We start from the raw sequence: 18,393 nt of genomic DNA, 5'->3' as shown, positions 1-18,393 counted from the left end.
GCCACCCGATGGGGGAGAGCCGGGGCTCGCGAACGGCAACCGGCGTGCCAGGCGTGGCGACTCCCGCTCCGGAGAGAACGGCCTTCGACCAAGCGTCGATTTCGTGCTGGGGATGCCGAGCCGGGGAGTGCGGTGTTTGGCCGAACGCGCGGGACTCTGGATCACGCCGCCGCGCCGGCCACGCGCGCGAGCAGCGACGGCCAGCTCCGGGGCGGCTTGAACCGGTGGGTCGGCGCGGGCCCATCGACGATGTGCTCGACCTCGTCGAGGTGGCCGCCCGGGAGCAGCGCCCCGCCCAGCGACGCGCGCACGAGCGGTATCCGCGCCGGATCGAAGCCCATCACCTGCGACGCGATCGCGTCGACGACGCTCGGGTCGAACCCGCCGATCAAGAGCCCCGCGCGCACCGGCGTCGCGCCGAGCGGCCCTTCGCCCTCGCCCGCGACGATGCCGTCCACGATCGTCAGATACCGCCGCTGCGGCTCGCCGCGCAGCGCGCCGCCGCGGTCGGCGAAGAACAGGATGCGGTTGAGATCCAGGATGGTCCGCCAGAGCGTGTTGTTCCCCTCCCAGCTCCCGTCGATGACCTTCGGCGGCGCCCCGAGCCGCGGCGCGCGCGCGACGAGCGAGTGATCGCCCGGGAGCGGGAACCGGCTCAGCTTGTTCTCCACCGCCTCGCCGAGGCCCTGGGGACGATCGAACTCGTCGCCGCCCACCGACGGATCCCCCTCGCTGAAGTGGGGGAGCCAGTACTTCTCGTTGGTCAACCCGATCACGCTCTTCAGCGAGAGCGTGACCCCGGTCTTCTTGTGCGTCTTCAGCTTGGGCAGGTTGATGACGACATCCGCGTCGAGGAGCGTCTGCGGAATGCTGTACTCGTGCCGCTCTCCGGTGTGGTGCGGCACCGGCGTCGCGTAATGGCTGCGGTGGAAGCGGAGCGCGCCGGGGCGCGGGGCGCCCGCGCCGGCGAAGAAGCTGTCCCGGCCGAGATCGACCACGCGGTAGCCCCGGGGATCGCCGGGCAGCGGGCGGCGGAGGAGCAGCCCGAGGTTCCACGAGCGGCCGAAGCGGCGCACGTCGTCGAGCGCGAACACGGGCGCGACCCGGAAATAACGCAGGTCGATGAAGTCGATGTCGTGGCCCTGGGCCTTCAGGTGATCGATGACGTCGAAGATGCCGAGAGGGCCGGCGACCTTCTCGACCTCGCAGCCCTCGACCGGCGAGTCGACGACGCGCACCCGCCCGCGCGGGCCGGCGGCGCGGAGCGCATAGTCGAGCACCGGCCGGAGGAGCGAGCCGTGCGTGCTCGAGGCGGCGAGCCGCTCGCCCGTGATCTTCTGGTGCAGGTTCTTCGACGAGACGAGGTTCGGCTTGATGATGACCCGGTCGCCCGGCGCGATCAGGTCGCCGAGCGGGTTCCACGCGGGCGTGCCGGCGCGCGCCGCGTCGAGGCCGAGCCCCCGGAAGAGCGCCTCGACGGCCTCGTAGACCGGGCCCGGCGGGCCATAAGGCGCGCGATCGGCATAGCCGAGGCCCGGCCTCGATACCGTCACCACGCGGCCCGTCGCCTTTGCCATCCGGATCTCCCCTCTCAACCGCCGGCGCCGTTCGGGCCGGGCGACAGGATCTCCGCCGGCGCGGCGCGCTGGAAATCGACGTTCAGGCGCGAGACGCTCGCGAGGTGCTTGCCCGTGCGGACGAGCGCGATGTCGTCCGCGAACTCGACCCGGATGCGCATCCGCTCGCCGAGGAAGCGGCGGAACGTGGCGAGCACCTCGTCCAGCACCTGCTGCGAGAACCGCCCGCCCTTGACCACGCGGAACGTGATGGCGTCGCGCTCCTCCTGCACCACCTGAAAGCGCTTGATCGCGTAATCGAACTCCTTGAGGTAGTGCGCGAAGAACGTGCCGGGCAGGTAACGCCCGTCCGTCCCCCGGATGATCGACTGGACCCGCCCCTCGATGCGGCCCACGCGCGGCGCCCCGCGGCCGCAAGGGCACGGCACGGCCGGATCCATCGCCTCGGCGAGATCGCCGATGCGGTAGCGGACGAAGGGCATGCAGAAGTTGTTGAGGTCGGTGATCACCACCTCTCCGATCTCCCCGGGCTCGGCCGGGCGCCCGTCGCGGAGGATCTCGACGATGTACCCCTCGGCCACGACGTGGTGGCCCTCGTGCGCGTCGCACTCGTAGGCGATGCCCGAGAACTCGCGGCTGCCGTATTTGTCGAAGACCTTGCAGCCGAACGCCTCCTCGATGAGCCGGCGGCTCGGCAGCGGCAGCGTCTGCGCGCTCGACATGATCGCGCGCGGCCGGGCCGCGACCTTGCCGGTGCCCTTCGCGTAGTGCGCCAGGAAATCGAGCGCCTCGGCGTAGCCGTCCATGAGCACCGGCTGCACCTCGGCGATGCGCGCGATCATCTTGCCCAGGTTGTCGTCGGACAGCTCGAAGATGGGGATGAACGTCCGGTTCGACAGGATGGCGTCCGCGCGCTCGCGCGCCGCCTGCCACCGGGTCATCCCGATGGTCTGGTGCCACAGCCGCAACGTCGGGTCGCCGAAGCGGTAGCCCGTCCACTCCTGCGCCCGGAGCGTCGCCGCCCAGCGGAACTCGAGCTGCGCCCGGTCGGCGTAGCAGACGAACGGCTCGCCCGTGGAGCCGCTCGTCGTGATCTTGAGGACCTGCGACTTGTCGTGGTTCTCCGACATGATGTCGAAGTAGAGGTGGCGCCGGATATCCGCCTTGGTGAGGAACGGCAGCTTGTGGAGGTCCTCCTGGCCGCGGATGTCCTCGGGCCGCAGCTTGAGCTCCTGCATGCGGGCGCGGTAATAGGGCACGTTGCGGTAGCAGTGGCGGAGCAGCCGCCGCAGCTTCTCGTCCTGGAGCTCGCGGGTCTGCGCCGGCGTGAGCCACTGCGTCTTGCGCAGCGTCTCGTAGTAGTGCTCGACGTCGCGCGTGATCATCCAGTGGGTGTGGTTGAACGCGGCGAGGTACGCGCGCCACTTCGCCGTGGTGAGCGGGTCGCGCTCCGGCGAGCGGTCGATCACCGGGTGGCGGCGGAGGTACTGCGTGGCCACGTCCGCCGGGGGCCGGCCCACGCGGTACTCCCACATCGCCTTGCCGAGGTCGTAGAACGACTTCACCACGGCGCCGGCCGCCCCCTTGTCGAGGAAGGAGACGCCCTGCCGGCGCTGCTCGAAGAGCGTCTCGACCTCCTTGTACGAGTAACCCTTGGCGTGGGCCGCGACGAGGATGAACGACTGCCAGTAGAAATAGCTGCCCTTGTACGTCAAGAGGTCCTGGAACACCTCGCGCGCGCACATCACGAAGCCGCTCTTGTTGTCCTGGAGCGACATCCCGAAGGTGGTGTTCAGCAGGGTGTTGAACCCGCGGCTCAGGTGGTAACGGCGGTCCTTGCGCCGGCCGACGGCGCTCCTCCAGCCCTGGACGACATCGACGCTGTGCTCGTAGAGCTCGCGCCGGAGGCGCAGCAGGTCCTCGGGCTGGTACTGGAGATCGGCGTCGATGATGGCGACGAGCTTGCCGCGCGCGGCGGCCGCGCCGGTGCGCCAGGCCGCGCTGATGCCCCGGTTCTGCGGGTGGAAGCACCCCACGACGAGCCCGGGGTGCGCGGCCATGAGCGCGCGGATCGTCGTGGCGGTGCCGTCGGTCGAGCCGTCGTCGACGAGGATGAGCTCCCCCGCGAGGGCGCCCTCGCAAAAGACGCCGAGGACGCGCTCGGTGAGCTCGGGGATGTTCAGCTCTTCGTTCAGACACGGCACGATGACGGAGAGCTCGATCGGGATCTCCGGAGCAGGCTCGGACTGGGGTTCGGACATGGTGGTTCGCCTATCTTGCCTGGAAGGGGGGGCCGCGGCGGGGCGACGGGCGCTCGGGGCGGTCCGGGTGCACGGCGGAGGTCACCGGGGGACGCAGCGGAAGCAGGCGCGGATCGGCAGGGCGCCGTGGGGCGCCGCGCGGCGCTCGGTCACGCGGAAGTGGCGCTCGAGGAGGCGGCCGAACTCGTCCGGCGTCCACTGGTGCAGGTGGTAGACGTCGCCGCCCCACTGGATGCGGTCGCGCAGGAGGTAGCCGACGGGCGTGCGGCGGACGACGCCCTTCAGCCGCGCGATGAGCGGGTCGTTCGGGACCGTGATCGCGGCGACGCCGGCGGGGCGCAGCAGGCGCGCGATGGCCGCGAGGACGGCGGCGGGGTCGACCGTGTGCTCCAGGACCTCGGTGCAGATGACGCGGTCGAAGCTCGCGGCGGGGAGGTCGAGCTTGTCGACCTCGCCCTTGAGGAAGCGGGCGTCGTAGCCCGCGAGGTTCTTGCGGGCGGTGTCGAGGAAGACGTCGGAGACGTCGATCGCCGTGATGCGCGCCCGCGGGAACATGCGCAGCACGTGGCCGCCGCCGGAGCCGACCTCGGCGAGGTCGAGGCCCGCGCAGTCGCCGAGCATGTCGCGGATGATGGCGAGCCGCTCGCGCTCGATGAGCCGGATCGGCAGCGGGGCGCGGTCGTAGTAGTCGTCGATCGGGTGCTCCCGGGCGAGGCGGTCGTTGAGCGCCTCCACGTCGATGTCGCCGGCGGCGTTCGGCATGGCGGCCCCATAGCACGGGGGCGGCGGAGCCTCACCCGGGCCGCGCGCGGCCGGGCTGAGCCGGGAGCGCGGCCGCGACGGTCGATCGGGCCGGCGCGCAGCGCCGAGCAGGGCGTCGCCGGCGTTGTCGACGATCACGTCGAGTCGCCCCAGGTCCGCAGAAGCCTTGTCGGGTACTTCATCCGGTAGGCGACCTCGCCGCGCCTCGGCGCGCTGCGCCGCTCCAGGGCAAAGCAGGGGCGGGCGCTGCGCTCACGAGCCGCTGACGCCCTTCATCGTCCCAGCCCTCCATCCGTACCGCAGCGCGCACCTTGGACCCGTCGAGCTCCGTCGTGAGCGGTCCCCGCCGCTTGACGCCCCACGGCGCTGGGTCGATGCTCCGGCGATCGCATGAAGCATTGGAACCGAGTTACCCAATGGCTGCTGCTCGCAGCCCTGACCATCCCTGTTCCCGCCTGCGGGGACGACTCCACAGATCCCCCGGCTGACCCGACAGGGTCGGGCGGGACCGGCGGCGGCGCCACGACCGGGACCGGCGGCGGCGGTGCGGGCGGCTCCGGTGGCGACGCCACGACAGGAGGCGGCGGCGGTGCGGGCGGCTCCGGTGGCGACGCCACGACAGGAGGCGGCGGCGGTGCGGGCGGCTCCGGCGGCGGCGCCACGACAGGAGGCGGCGGCGGGGCGGGCGGCTCCGGCGGCGGCGCCACGACCGGAGGCGGCGGCGGGGCGGGCGGCTCCGGCGGCGGCGCCACGACAGGAGGCGGCGGCGGGGCAGGCGGCTCCGGCGGCGGCGCCACGACCGGGACCGGCGGCGGCGGCGGGGCGGGCGGCTCCGGCGCGGGCACGACCACCGGCACCGGCGGTGGCGGCGGCGCGGGCGGCGAGGCCGCGTCGGTCGAATGGCCGACGGTGACGAGCGAGATCCCGCTCGACCCCGAGATCGAGGCCGCCGTCACCGAGCTGCTCGCGCAGATGAGCGCGGCGCAGAAGGTCGGCCAGATGGTCCAGCCCGAGATCCTGGCGATCACGCCGGAGCAGGTCCGCGAGTACCACATCGGTTCGGTGCTGAACGGCGGCGGCTCCTGGCCGGGCCGCTCCAAGCACGCGACCGTGGCCGACTGGGTCACCCTCGCGGACGCCTATTACGAGGCCTCCACCGACACGAGCGGCGCGCCCGGCGAGCACCTCGGCATCCCCGTCATCTGGGGCGTGGACGCGGTGCACGGCCACAACAACGTGATCGGCGCGACGCTGTTCCCGCAGAACATCGGGCTCGGCGCCATGAACGATCCCGATCTCATCGAGGAGATCGGCGCCATCACCGCCGCCGAGGTCGCCGTCACCGGGCTCGATTGGGCCTTCGCCCCCACGCTCGCCGTGGTGCGGGACGACCGGTGGGGCCGCTCCTATGAGGGCTACTCCGAGGATCCGGAGATCGTGAAGAGCTACGCGGGCCGGATGATCCGGGGCCTGCAGGGCCGGCCGGCCGACGGCGCGGATCTGTTCAGCGACAGGCACGTGATCGCGACCGCCAAGCACTTCATGGGCGACGGCGGGACCGAGCAGGGCAAGGACCAGGGCAACACCGTCTGCTCCGAGGAGGCGCTGCGCGACATCCACGCCCAGGGCTACTTCTCCGCGCTGGAGGCGGGCGCGCAGACCGTGATGGCGTCGTTCAGCAGCTGGAACGGCGACAAGATGCACGGCAATCGGTACCTGCTCACCGACATCCTCAAGGGCCAGCTCGGCTTCACCGGCTTCGTCGTCGGCGACTGGAACGGGCACGGCCAGCTCCCGGGCTGTAGCAACGCGCAGTGCGCCGCGGCGATCAACGCCGGGGTGGACATGATCATGGTGCCCAACGACTGGAGGGCGTTCATCGAGAACACCATCGCCCAGGTGCAGAGCGGCGAGATCCCGATGGCCCGCGTCGACGACGCGGTGACCCGGATTTTGCGCGTGAAGATGCGGGCCGGCCTCCTCGGCCCCAGGGCGAGCAAGGGCGCCCCCTCGGCCCGGCCGGTCGCCGGCGACGCCACGCTCCTCGCCGCGCCGGAGCACCGGGCCGTGGCGCGCGAGGCCGTGCGCAAGTCGCTCGTCCTGCTCAAGAACAAGGGCAGCGTCCTGCCGCTCAGCAAGGCGATGAACGTCCTCGTGGCCGGCAAGACCGCGGACAACATCCAGAACCAGTCCGGCGGCTGGACGCTGACCTGGCAGGGCACCGGCAACACCAACGCCGATTTCCCGAACGCGCAGTCCATCTACGCCGGCATCAACGAGACGATCACGGGCGCCGGGATGAGCGGCACCGCGACCCTGAGCCCCGACGGCACCGCCGCGGCCGACACCTTCGACGCCGCGATCGTGGTCATCGGCGAGACGCCCTACGCCGAGGGTCAGGGCGACATCGGCAAGTTCGAGACGCTCGAGCACGCCAACGCCCACCCCGAGGACCTCGCCGTCATCGACACCATCCGCGCCCAGGCGCCGAGCGTGCCCATCGTCACGGTGTTCGTGTCGGGCCGCCCGCTCCACACCAACAAGGAGCTCAACCGGTCGGACGCGTTCGTGGCGGCCTGGCTGCCGGGCAGCGAGGGCGGCGGCGTCGCCGACGTGCTCTTCGGCGATCACGAGTTCCAGGGCAAGCTGTCGTTCTCGTGGCCCTCGGCCGACTGCCAGACGCCCATCAACAAGGGAGACGGCGAGACGCCGCTCTTCCCGTATGGCTATGGCCTCGCGACCACCGACGCCGACGCGCTCGGCGACGATCTGCCCGAGGTCTCCACGGGCCACGGCTGCGCGGCCCCGGACCCGGGGACGGCCGGCACCACCAACGAGCCGCTCGAGATCTTCGTGGATGGCGACGAGAAGGGCGATTACGTGCTGCGCATCGGCGGCCCCTCGAACTGGGGCGGCATCGACGTGGGCATGGGGGCCACCCTGCCCGGCGGCGAGGTCAGCGTCAGCACGGTCGACGGCGAGATCCAGGGGAGCGCCAAGCAGGTGACCTGGAGCGCGACGGGCCAGATCTACGCGCAGGTCTCGGCGGGCTCGCCCGGGGTCGATCTGTCGCCCTACTACAACTCGGAGACCTCGATCGTCTTCCGGGCGCGCGTCGACGCGCCGCCCGAGGGCGCGCTGGTCACGCTGTCGGCCCACTGCGTGTATCCCTGCTTGGGCGACATCAATATCGCCGACACGCTGACCTCCATCGCGGACGGGGAGTGGCACGAGGTCTCCGTCCCGCTGAAGTGCCTGACGGACAGCGGGCTCGACATCACCAACGTCAACACGCCCTTCCTCCTCTACTCGGAGTCGCCGATGGACGTGGCGATCGAGGACATCCGCTGGGAGCCCTTCACCGCCGGCCCCACGCCGACCTGCACGTTCTGAGCCTCTCCTGGGGATGCGGCGGATCGCGACGGTCCGCCGCCGTGGAACAGCCCCGCCGGCGACTGGCTAGAAGCCGCAGGTCGACAGGCGGTCATCGCCGACCGCGATGGTGACCACCCAGTTCTCGCCGTTCGAATAGCTCCAGTTGAGGTAGCTCTCGCCGTTGGTCACGGTGTGATGGGGCATCACGGCCCACTGGTTGCCCCCCAGGCCCCACTCGGCGCACCATGAGTACGGGCTCTCATCGCAGGTCGCGGCGTAGCTGTTCGAGTACTGCCCCGTGTCCGGTCCTGACCAGGGGCCGCCGGCCACGCGCCAGTACTTGTTCCAGGGGCCCGACTGGAAGCCGCCGCCGCCCTCGTACGTCTGCGCGACGTAGGTGTCGACGTAGAAGGCGGCGTTCTCGGAGCACCAGGCGGTCGCGCCCTCGTTCGTGACGATCTCGAACAGGATGTACTGGCTCGAGCTCACGCTGCCGAGGCTCGAGAAGAAGTCGTAGAGCGATTTGATGCCCACGTCGTCCGCCGGCGTGTCGACGAAGCTGTAGACCGAGACGCCGCCGCACGGCGCGCACGGGCCCCCGCAGTCGACGCCGGTCTCGCCCTGGTTCTGGATGCCGTCGCTGCAGGTCGCCCCGCCGCAGTCCGCGGCCGACACGTGCACGGGGAACGAGAGCCGGCTGCTCCCGCCAAGCACATCGGTGACCGTCACCTGGACCGTGGCGACGCCCGGGCCCGCCGGGGTGAACGTCGCGGCGCCGCCGTCGCCCGCGAGCTCGCCCGCGCCGCCCGTGAGCTCCCAGTCGACCCAGAACGCGTCGCCGTCGGGATCCGACGCCGTCACCGCGATCGCGGCGGTCTCGCACTGCGTGATGAACTTGCTCGGGGCGATGTCGATGTCGTCGATCGTCGGCGGGTCGTTCAGGGCGGCGACGACGTCGAGCCCGCCGTTCGGCGCCCCGGCGCACTGGGAGACGAGGGTGATCTCGGACGTCCCCTCGGGGTAGACCGCGGCCGTCGCCTCGGCGGGGGCGCACTCCACCGAAGGGCCGGCGCTGCCGAGCGGGGTCGCGCAGACGCGGTAGACGCCGGGCGGCACCACGAACAGGCCGTCGGCCCCCGCGTGGACCCTGGACCCGGGAGGCAGCGCGAGCTCGGGGAGCGCCTCCTCTTCCAGCGCGCTCGTGGTCTCCGCGATGGCCGCATCACCGCAGCTGCCGTCCGCGGCAACGACCTTGTAGTGGACCGCGACGACATCGTGACGCAGGCCTCCGACCGTGAGCGCCGCACGGATGGCCCCTGTCTCCGCGGCCTCCTTCGCCGCGGCGTCCTCCGCGCCCCCGTCGCACGCCGGCGTCGCGGCGACGAGCGCGATGAGCATCGTTTTACTCGCGCGAGAGTGGAATAAGCTTCGCATGGTGCACCTTCTCCCTGGTGACGTTCGGCAACATCATCGCGGGCGCGGCGAGCTCTGCTGACAGCAGATCTCCAGGGCGGCCCCATGGCCCCTTGCGCGCCGGGCTCCGCCTGCAGCATCGCGCATGCCGCGGCAGGGCCGACCGGAGGCGTCGAGAATTTGCGCTTCAGCGGCGCCGGAGGCGCTCTGTCAGGTCAGGAGGTTCGCGGGTCTTTGCGCCATCCCGCAACCGTTCGCGGGCTCCGGCAGCGGCTTGCGCAACTCAACGGTTGAGCTCGGTCACGGCGCCCGACGCCGTGCAGCAGAAGGGAGGGGCGCCGGCGGTCAGGGCTCGACGCGGCACGCCGCGCTGCACCCGTCGCCGGCCGCCGTGTTGCCGTCATCGCACGTCTCGAGCCCCCCAATGTCGCCGTCGCCGCACACGATCGCGGGATCGATCAGGGCGCGGCGCAGCGTCAGGGCGTCCCGGAGCGGGCCCGCGTTCGCGTTGAACTCGACAAGATCCTCCCGGGTCTCCTCGCCGGCGCTGGCCGTGTTGATCACCTGCGCCGCCCGATCGATGGCCGCGAGCGCGGCGCCCTCATCCCACGCCGCGCTCGCGAGGCGGTCGAGCTCGGCGCGGAACCGCGCGTCGAGCGCCGGGATCTCGCGGATGCGGCGCGGGAGCACGGCGACGGGCGCGGTCTCGGTGTCGAAGCGCGGGTCGTCCAGGATGCGGTCCATCCCGTGGGGGAGGAACACGAAGCGCCCGTCGACCGGGTTCTCGTACAGGTAATAGTTGTTCGCGCGGTACGCGTAGCCGTCCCAGTGGCCGAGGAGCGCCTCGAGGGCGAAGCTCGTGATGAAGCGATCGAGGTCGAGGTGCTCGCTCACCTTCGCCGCCAGCGCCTCGTCCGGCGTGTCCCGGATGGCGTCGGCGAGCGCGCGGAGCGCGGCCGCGCCCGGGTCTTCCCCGCCGTCGAGCTCGGCGGCGCCGAGGTCGTCGACGAAATCGCCGCAGCACGGCCCCTCGTAGAGCGCCCCTTCGTCGTTCTTCTCGCCGAAATGGCGCCGCAGGAACCGCTTGTCGATGGCCTCGGTGACGACGTAGATGCCCTTGTCGACGCCGTTCAGGCTCAGCACCGCGTGCGCGGTGCGCGCGGCGGGCACCCCGGCGCGCTCGTGCATGTCCCCCCCGATCTGCTCGCGCAGGAAGCTCGAGTCCTGCTTGGCGCTGTTCAACAAGAGCTTCTTGACCCCGTCGAGCTCCGCCTGCTCGTCGAACTCGTCGATCTTGACGCTGAAGCTCGGCTTCTTCTCGAGATCCTTGATGTCATTGCCCTTCTGCCGGATCCCGGCGCCCTCGATGACCTCGCCGTCGTAGGTCAGCGTGCACGGCACGCGGTCCTCGAGATCGGTGGCGAGCTGCTCCAGGTGGGCCTCGTCGACGGTGATCGCGATCGTGTGCAGCTTCGTCCGATCGAAGACCGCTTCGCCGGTCTCTTCGTGGACCGGACAGCCGCTCTGGCTCGCCGCGACGAGGAGGAGCGCGAGGGCGGTGGAAGCGTGGCGGATTCTCATCGTTGCCGGTTTGCTGTGGAGCATCTCTCTGGATACCGCCTCTCCTCCGCGTCGGCCCGCGTGTGCGGCGCCGGCCGCCCGTGCCGCGGCGCGGCGCGAGGGGGGCGCCGGGCGCCGGGGCCCGCGCTCACGGGCGCCACGGGAGCTCCTGGAACGAGGGCGCGGCGCTGCCGGCGTCGAACACGATCATCAGCGCGCCCGGCGCGAGCGAGGGGGTGAGCCCCTCGGGCTTGAGCCCCGGGAACCGCTGGACCAGGCGCGGCGAGAGGACGCCGGCCTCGGGGCGATCGACCCGCCACAGCGCGCCGGCATCGCCGTCCGCGGTCGAGGGCGTGGACGCGATCGCCAGCGAGCCGTCCGGCATGAAGGTGAGCTCCGAGATGCCGCCCGGCGTGGGCCGCCCGTCGACCTCCACGTCGACGCGCGCGCGCGCCCACGGCGAGACGCGGGCCGCCTCGAAGCGCCTCGCCTCGTCCGCGGCCCGGCCGCCCTTCGCCCGCGCGGCCTGGACCGGGGAGGCGCCCTCGCCGCCGAAGAGCGCGAGCGGGGCGGCGACCCGCCAGATCATCGCGTTGCCCTGCGGATCGAGCGGCGCCTTCAGCCCGAGGTACAGCGAGCCCTGCCAGAAGGCGAGGCCCTCGATGTCGAGCGCCCGCGTCCCGTCCGGGAGGCCGAGCGCCGCGGCGCGCGCGGGGGCCGCGTCGAGCAGCTCCGCCAGGTGGATCTCGCCGTCGACGCGGAAGCCGCCGCCCTCCGGGCGGAGGCGGAGGAGCGCGGTCCGCGCGGGCTTGCGCTTCCCCTTCTTGCTGTAGCTCTGCGACGAGAGGAGGTAGACCTCGCCCGCGTCGCCGGCGGCGATCCCCTCGACGTCGCTCAGCTCGTCGACGCCGCTCACGGGCACCGGATCCGGCGCGACGGCGCCGCCCGCGGACATCGCGAAGAGCCACGGCGCGCCCTCGTCGCGCTCGTGGCCGGTGTCGTCGCTGGCGATGAGGTACCGCGACTCGCCGGGGCGCGCGAGGACGCCGGACGGCTCGAGGCGCGAGCGGCCGGCGAGCGTCGGCGGCACCTTCATGGGGAGCTGCGACGCGGCGGCGGCGGCGGCCTGCGGCGCGGCGGGGGCGGGCGCGGCGGGCGCGGGCTTGGGCGGCGCCGGGGCGGGCCTGGGCGCGGCGGCCGCGCGCGCGCCGCCGAAGGCGATGTCGAAGGCCTGGCCGGGGACGAGCGCGGCCGGCGCGTCGAGCGCGATGGTGACCACGCGGCCCCACGCGGGCACCTCCGGCGCCGGCCAGCAGCGCGGGGGGAGCTCCGAGACGACCGGGCCCACCGCGGCGACCGTGCCCGGCAGCGCACCGCCGAGCTGACCGCGGATCCAGAGCTCGGCGCCGTCGCCCTCGTGGACGCCGAGCGCGAGCCGCTCGGGGACGCAGGCGATCGCGCGCGCGCCCGACCGCGCGCTCACGAGCCGCACCACGGGCTCGCCGGCCGGGACCACGTCGCCGGGCTGCCGGTCGATCGAGGCGACGCGCCCCGCGCTCGCCGCGCGCAGCGCGTACCCGGCGCGCCGCTGCTCGAGCATCGCGATGTTCTCGGACGCGACGCGCGCGTCCGCGTCGAGCTTCGCCGCGAGCCCCGACGTCCGATCCCGGAGCTCGCTCCGGCGCCGATCGGCCGCCTCGAGCTGCGCCGCGAGCAGGCTCAGGGTCCGCGGCTTCTCGCTGGCGATCGCCGTCACCGTCGCGCGCTGCAGATCGAGCTTCGCCAGCTGGTCGACGGCCGTCAGGTGGCCCTCGACGAGCGCCCTCATCCTCGCGATCTCGCCGTCCAGCACCTTCGCCTCGGCCACCGCCCGGCGCTGCTCCTCGCGCTGCTCCGCGAGGTGGCGCTCGACCGACGCGCGGTCCGCGTCGAGCTCCTGCTCGACGAGGGCGAGCTCCATCCGGAGATCGGCCTCGACCTGCGCCTTCTCCGCCTTCGCGACGCTGATCTCGGCGTCGATCGCCGAGGCGTCCAGCGTCGCGATGACCTGCCCGGCCGCGACCTCCTGGCCGACGACCACCTCGATGGAGGCGACGCGGGCGGTCTCGATCGGCGAGATCGCCTCGGGCAGCGCCTCCGCGAAGCCGAAGACCTGCCCGCGCGGGCCGCCGCCGTCGAGGTGGAGCCACAGCGCGGCTCCGAACGTGAGCACGAGGGTGATCGCGGGTCCGGCGTCCTTGAGCGCCGAGCGGAGTCGCTGGTAGCTGTGCATCGGTGATCCTTGCGCGGTGATGACCACGGCGGTCGCGTCAACGGGTCGAGGGCGCCCGTGGGGCGAGCGAGGCGGGCCTCTCGACGAGGGGCCTCGGCCGCTAGAGATCCAGCGTCGGTTCCTGGAGCATGAGCGAGACGTCCTGCACGCCCGGGATGGCCTGCAGCCTCGAGACGAGCGACGCGCGGAGCTCGGGCGCGCGGACGCTGATCTGGTAGGCGTGCTCCATGAGGGTCCCCTGCGCGGCCTCCCGGAGGGTCACGAGGGAGAACGTCTGGCAGTGCGCGCGGAGGATCTTCGCGAGCGCCTCCTCCGCGTCGGGCACCGAGGGCGCGGTGAAACGGAGCAGGCCGTCCGGCTGCCGCCGCGCGCCGTAGCCGGTGGCGTGAAGGAGCAAGGTCCCGCCCCCGAAGATCGCCGTCCCGGCGAGCGCCGCGCCGAACGCCTGGAGCCCGCAGGCGATGCCGACGCCGAGCGCCGCGAAGACGAACATGACGTCGCGCGGATCGCGGAGCGTCGTGCGGAAGCGGACCGCGCTCAGGCCCACGGCGACGCCGATGCCGGCGGCGAGGCTGCTGCCCACGGCGAGCATCAGCATGCAGGTGATGACGCTGCCCATGGCCATGCTGTGCACGGCGGAGCGGGAGTAGGAGAGGCCGCGGAAGGTGGCCATGTAGACGAGCGCGACCACCTGCCCCAGCCCGAACGCGAGCAGGAGCGCCACCAGGGCCCTGCGGAGGTCCACGGCGCTCCCCTGGGTGAGCCATCCGAGCCAGTCGATCATGATGGTCCGTCCTCGCCTGCGGCGACCGCGGGGCGTGGCCCGCCCGGGCGCGCGGGCGATCGCCTCACGGCGCCCCGGCGGCAGCCCCCCGGCCGGGGTAGGGGCGCGCTTGCTTGATGTAGAGCGTCGGCGGCTCGTTCGGGTTCGCGTCGTCGTCGAACTTGAACTCCACATCCATCGCGTACCAGCCGGTGTTGCCCGCCGCGGGGCCGTACGCGGGGGAGAACCGGGTGTGGATGGCGTCGAGCGCCGCGCCGAGCGCGTGGACCTGCGCCGCCGAGAGGACCGTCTCGCCCTCGGGCACGAGGGTCGAGTGCGTCAGGTAGGTGACCGGCTGGTTCGGCTGGCTGAAGAAGTAGAGGAACTCGTCGTTCGTCACGCCCGCCGGCGGGGCCACGACCTCCACGTCGCCGCCCGCCTGCACGTTGACGTAGAACGCGGGCTGGACGCCGGCCGTGTCGAACGGGTTGTTGGTGATGGCCACGCCGTTCGCCTCCTCGTCGGGGAAGTTGTGGTGCACGAGCAGGGCCATCCCGATCGACCGGTGATCGATGCCGTAATAGGTGCGCTCATCGAAGGTGCGGAGCTTCCAGGCGCTCGCGTACGTCTTGCGGATGGCGTCGAGGACGTCCTCCCAGTCGGTCGGATCGCCGGTGTTCGAGTCGTAGCAGCCGGCGCACGGGAACCCGTCGAGATCCTCGCTGTTCGTGCTGGTGCGGAACCGCATCTTGTGCCCGGGGTACTCCGCCTCGATCTTCGCCTTGAGGAGCGCCTGGAAGTCGGCGTCGACCGGCGCCGCCTTCATGGCGTCGCGGAGCGCCTTCAGCTGCTCGTCGCGGGCCGCCGGGTCGGTGTTGAACTTCGGGTCGTCGAGCATCGCCTCGATCTGCTCGTAGAAGCCGTTCTGCTTCATGAACTGGTCGTAGTAGTAGACCGGGATCGCGAACGCCTTCTGGATCGGGAGGTCGGGGATCCTCGACAGGATGGAGTAGTGGGCCGCCTTGCCGCCGAAGGCGAGGACGGCCTGCTTGATCGCGTCCCGGAGCGGCTCGCCCTCCGGCGGATCGGGGGTCACCTCCGCGATGTCGCGCAGGTCGGTGACCGTCAGGTCGAGCTCGGGGAGCGTGACGGGCTCGGGCTTGTGCGCCTCCCAGAACGCCTCGGCCTCGGCCTCGGTGACCTCGCGGACGCTCCAGGAGGACGGCCCCGCGGTGAGCTCGACCAGCTTGTCCTTGAGCGCGAGCAGATCCGGGTGGCTCATCGCGTTGCGCAGCCCCATGTTGGGCGTGCGCCGGTTCTGGGAGAGCACGTTGACGTGCGACAGCGGCGTCTGGAACTCCTCGGTGATGATCCCCTGGACGACCGAGATGTCGTTGGGCGCCTCGTCGAGCACCACGATGTCCTGATGGGACAGGTACTCGTCGTCGAGATCCGCCGCCTTCGCGAAGTGGAGGCGCCCCATGGCCTTGCCGAGCGAGAGCGGCTGGTAGTCGATCCCCGCGTAGAGATCGCCGGTGCTGACCACGGGGATGTCGGCGGGCAGCTTCGCCGCCTCGACCGCGACGGCCTCCGACGTGGGGTGGAAGGCGAGCTTCGCGCCGAAGAAGGAGGCCCCCTGCACCGCCCGGAACAGGGCGGTGATCATGTCCGCGGACGCGGTGTCGTAGGGAGACAGCTCGAGCGCCCACGTGCCGGGACCCTCGTAATGCGTCACCGCGCCGAGGACGAAGCGGCGATCCGGCGTGAAGTACTCGGTCGCGTTGAACTCGGCGAGGGGAGGGACATAGGGCAGCCCCTCGCCGGAGAGGTGCGAAGATACGAAGTCGTAATGGATCTGGTAGAGAACGCTGTTCTGGAAATAGAGCGCGTTCTGATCGGCCTGATCCAGGACGACCTTGACCGAGCGCGCGCCGGGCAAGCTCGCGTCGACGGGCGCCGACGCGAGCGCCTCGAAGTCCTCGGCGCACCCGACGCGCTTGAGGAACTCCGTCGATGCTTCGTCGCCCTTCCGCTCGCAGACCTCCGGGGCCGCGCCGACGTCGTCCGGTGCGCCGCCGCCGCCACACGCGCCTGGCAGCACCGCGGAGAGCAGGGCGAGCGCGATGATCGACGTGATGCGATTGCCTTGAACCATGAACTCCTCCTGAGACAAGTAAGCTGATCGAGGGGCGGCGCGCGCCGGCACGCCTGCGTCAGGGCGTCAGCGCGAAGCAGTAGATCCCGCCGTAGCCGCCGCCCGAGCCGACGGTCGCCTCGTTGGGCAGCGGCCCCCCGGTCTCCAGGAGGTTGATGCCAGGCGCACACCCCGACTCGTCGAGGGACGACATCCAGTTGGCCATGTTGATGTTCCCGCCGGGGCCGCCCGCGCCGCTGGAGCCGCCGGGGAAGCCCGCGCCGCTGGAGCCGCCGGGGAAGCCTCCGCCGAAGTTCCTCGGCCACGAGTGCCCGACGCGCGGCCGCCCCTCCGCCTCCTTGTCGCCCGCCTTGGCCGTCCAGTCCTTGCACGTGGCCGTCGCGCTGTAGAGCTTGCCCTGGTCGTTGGTCCCCGTCAGGATGTCGTGGTTGTCGACCTCGGGCTGGCTCGGATCGGGCTGGTGGTTGGGGACGCCGTCCTCGTTCGGCAGATCATCGATGATCGCCTCGTCGGCCGCGATGGGGCGATCGTTGAGCAGCTCCTCCTTGTTGTTGGCGACCAGCCGGCCGAGCCGGTCGTACCAGGGCCCCTCGCCGATCCGGTCGATCGCGTCGACCTGCTTGCCGTCCTCTCCCGCGACGGCGCTCAGGAACGCGCGCCACTGCTTGCTCCCCGCGCCCGGGAGGCTCTTCTCGGCGATCGTCGCGCAGATCTTGTCCGCGCCGCGGAGGCCGGCGCCCGGGCCCGTCTCTCCGAAGCGGAGATCGCCCCCGAAGCCGTCCTCCGAGCCCGACAGCTCCTGCATGGCGACGAGGCTGGTCACGAAGAAGCTGAATTTCTCGGTCGTCCCGCCGCCGGTGCCGGTCGTGGCGCCGCCGGTGGTCGCGCCGCCGGTGGTGGCGCCGCCGGTGGTCGCGCCGCCGCCGGTGGTGCCGCCGCCGGTGGTGCCGCCGCCGGTGGTGCCGCCGCCGGTGGTGCCGCCGCCGGAGCTCGACGACGTGCTGGTCGTCCCGTCGCTCGGCGTCTCCGCGTCCGAGCCGGAGCAGCCTACGGCGGTGGAGAGCAGCGCGACGGCGAGGGGCAGCAGCAAGGGGCGATAAGAGGTGGTCATGGCGTCTGTTCCTTTGTCTTGGTTAAGCTGGGCTGTGCGCCGCGCCGGCAGCCGGCGAGGCTCATTTGCAGGTGAGATCGGGCTGGCAGGTCTGGCCCTCGGGGCACTGCGAGCTGTCGTTGCACGAGGTGAGCCCCGCGATCTCGACCGACTTCTCGATCTGCGACGAGATGACGAGATCGACCCGGCCGGAGGTGATCGTCGTGGAGCCCACGGACCTGCGCGTGACGATGACGGTCGGGAAGCCAGCCACGCCGAGGTCGAGGAGCTGCGTGACGAGCGACGCCGGCACGTCGAGCGAGCCGGTGTCCTCGGCGGAGCACTCGATCATCCCCTTCGTGCCGCCGTGATGGCTGATGTCGAGCTTCACGTAGATCTCCGAGCCGCCGGCCTGTCCCGGCGGCGTCCACGCGAGCTGCACGTCCTGATCGGGATCGAGGCGGATCGTGTCGTTCAGGAGCTCGAGCGGGCTCACGCCCTTGGCCTCCACCGCGAAGGCGCCGAAGTAATCGCCGCTGGCCTCGAAGCGGACCGCCTGGCCCTCGTCGGCGGGCGGATAGCGGAGCTTCGCGCCGGCGGGAGGCTGGTAGTTGTTCGCCACGGGGGTCATGACGAGGGACGCCTCGCCCGACTCGAGGTTCAGGCCCGTCACCGTCACGGCGCCGGCGCTGTGCGCGGCCGGGTAGGGCTCGCACGTGTCGTCCTCGACGCAGACGGCGCTGCCCCCGCAGGGCTCGTTACAGAACGGGACGCGCGGCTTGAGGAGCCGGCAGCTGCCCTCCTCGGCCGCCATCTCCCAGATGATCTGCGACGGCGTGGGCCCGTCGTAGATCTTCCCGACGACCGACGTGCTGCCGGACGGCGCGTCGCCTGCCGGCGTGTCGGGGAGCGAGCGCACCTGGAAGGCGCCGACGAGGCGCGTAGGGTCGCCGGGCGGCCCGCCGGGCCCGGTGGAGCTGCCGGAGCCGCCGGAGCCGCCGCCTCCGCCGGCGCCCGTCGTGTCGCCCGTGCCCGACGTCGAGCAGTGAAGAGAAAGAAGGCTCAGGAGCCCGACGAGGACGCCGGCGCGCCCTCCGACCCCGTGAGGGAATTTTACAATTCTGCGAATTTTTCGCGACATCTCGATGACCTGGTGGAGATGTCG

At 72.0% G+C, this 18,393-nt stretch carries 11 protein-coding genes; 1 reads left to right on the top strand and 10 read right to left on the bottom strand.

All coding sequences use genetic code 11. The features are described from left to right. Positions 1-161: 161 nt before the first annotated feature. The 3 genes from WME98_RS16200 to WME98_RS16190 all read right to left on the bottom strand — a co-directional run bounded on the left by WME98_RS16200 (position 162) and on the right by WME98_RS16190 (position 4,600). Positions 162-1,577 carry a DUF362 domain-containing protein gene (locus WME98_RS16200; RefSeq protein WP_437952101.1) on the bottom strand — a complete coding sequence of 472 codons (1,416 nt, stop codon included), beginning with the start codon at positions 1,575-1,577 and terminating at the stop codon, positions 162-164. 14 nt (positions 1,578-1,591) lie between these two features. Continuing rightward, a complete protein-coding gene (locus WME98_RS16195) occupies positions 1,592-3,838 on the bottom strand; it encodes a glycosyltransferase (protein ID WP_437952100.1) in 2,247 nt (748 codons plus the stop codon). Positions 3,839-3,919: 81 nt separating this feature from the next. Next, positions 3,920-4,600, bottom strand: a complete 681-nt coding sequence (locus WME98_RS16190; protein WP_437952099.1) for a methyltransferase domain-containing protein — start codon at positions 4,598-4,600, stop codon at positions 3,920-3,922. 390 nt (positions 4,601-4,990) lie between these two features. Between WME98_RS16190 and WME98_RS16185 the strand changes: the two genes are divergently transcribed. After that, on the top strand, positions 4,991-7,993 hold the full coding sequence (locus tag WME98_RS16185) for a glycoside hydrolase family 3 protein (RefSeq protein WP_437952098.1): 3,003 nt from the start codon (positions 4,991-4,993) through the stop codon (positions 7,991-7,993). A 66-nt stretch (positions 7,994-8,059) separates the two neighbouring features. On the opposite strand, the gene WME98_RS16180 is transcribed toward WME98_RS16185, so the two are convergent. The 7 genes from WME98_RS16180 to WME98_RS16150 all read right to left on the bottom strand — a co-directional run bounded on the left by WME98_RS16180 (position 8,060) and on the right by WME98_RS16150 (position 18,369). Continuing rightward, positions 8,060-9,409 (bottom strand): Ig-like domain-containing protein, encoded by a 1,350-nt coding sequence (locus WME98_RS16180; RefSeq protein WP_437952097.1) that lies wholly within the window; start codon positions 9,407-9,409, stop codon positions 8,060-8,062. 324 nt (positions 9,410-9,733) lie between these two features. Further along, positions 9,734-10,969, bottom strand: coding sequence for a CotH kinase family protein (locus WME98_RS16175; protein WP_437952096.1), 1,236 nt, complete (start codon positions 10,967-10,969; stop codon positions 9,734-9,736). A 127-nt stretch (positions 10,970-11,096) separates the two neighbouring features. Then, entirely contained in the window at positions 11,097-13,220 is a 2,124-nt protein-coding gene (locus WME98_RS16170) for an HlyD family secretion protein (protein ID WP_437952095.1), read from the bottom strand. A 100-nt stretch (positions 13,221-13,320) separates the two neighbouring features. Then, positions 13,321-14,004: a DUF4956 domain-containing protein gene (locus WME98_RS16165; RefSeq protein ID WP_437334104.1), complete on the bottom strand. Its 684-nt coding sequence runs from the start codon at positions 14,002-14,004 to the stop codon at positions 13,321-13,323. A gap of 64 nt (positions 14,005-14,068) precedes the next feature. After that, the gene (locus tag WME98_RS16160; protein WP_437952094.1) at positions 14,069-16,138 is read right to left on the bottom strand and encodes a PEP/pyruvate-binding domain-containing protein; all 2,070 of its coding nucleotides are present in this window, start codon (positions 16,136-16,138) and stop codon (positions 14,069-14,071) included. A gap of 58 nt (positions 16,139-16,196) precedes the next feature. Next, on the bottom strand, positions 16,197-17,249 hold the full coding sequence (locus tag WME98_RS16155) for a hypothetical protein (protein WP_437952093.1): 1,053 nt from the start codon (positions 17,247-17,249) through the stop codon (positions 16,197-16,199). 61 nt (positions 17,250-17,310) lie between these two features. Beyond that, positions 17,311-18,369 (bottom strand): hypothetical protein, encoded by a 1,059-nt coding sequence (locus WME98_RS16150; RefSeq protein WP_437952092.1) that lies wholly within the window; start codon positions 18,367-18,369, stop codon positions 17,311-17,313. Positions 18,370-18,393: the final 24 nt, after the last annotated feature.

The sequence above is a fragment of the Sorangium sp. So ce296 genome (assembly GCF_051529605.1).
Classification (GTDB): domain Bacteria; phylum Myxococcota_A; class Polyangia; order Polyangiales; family Polyangiaceae; genus Sorangium; species Sorangium cellulosum_D.
The sequence above is the reverse complement of the archived record's forward strand: the minus strand, read 5'-3'. Positions and strand labels throughout refer to the sequence as shown.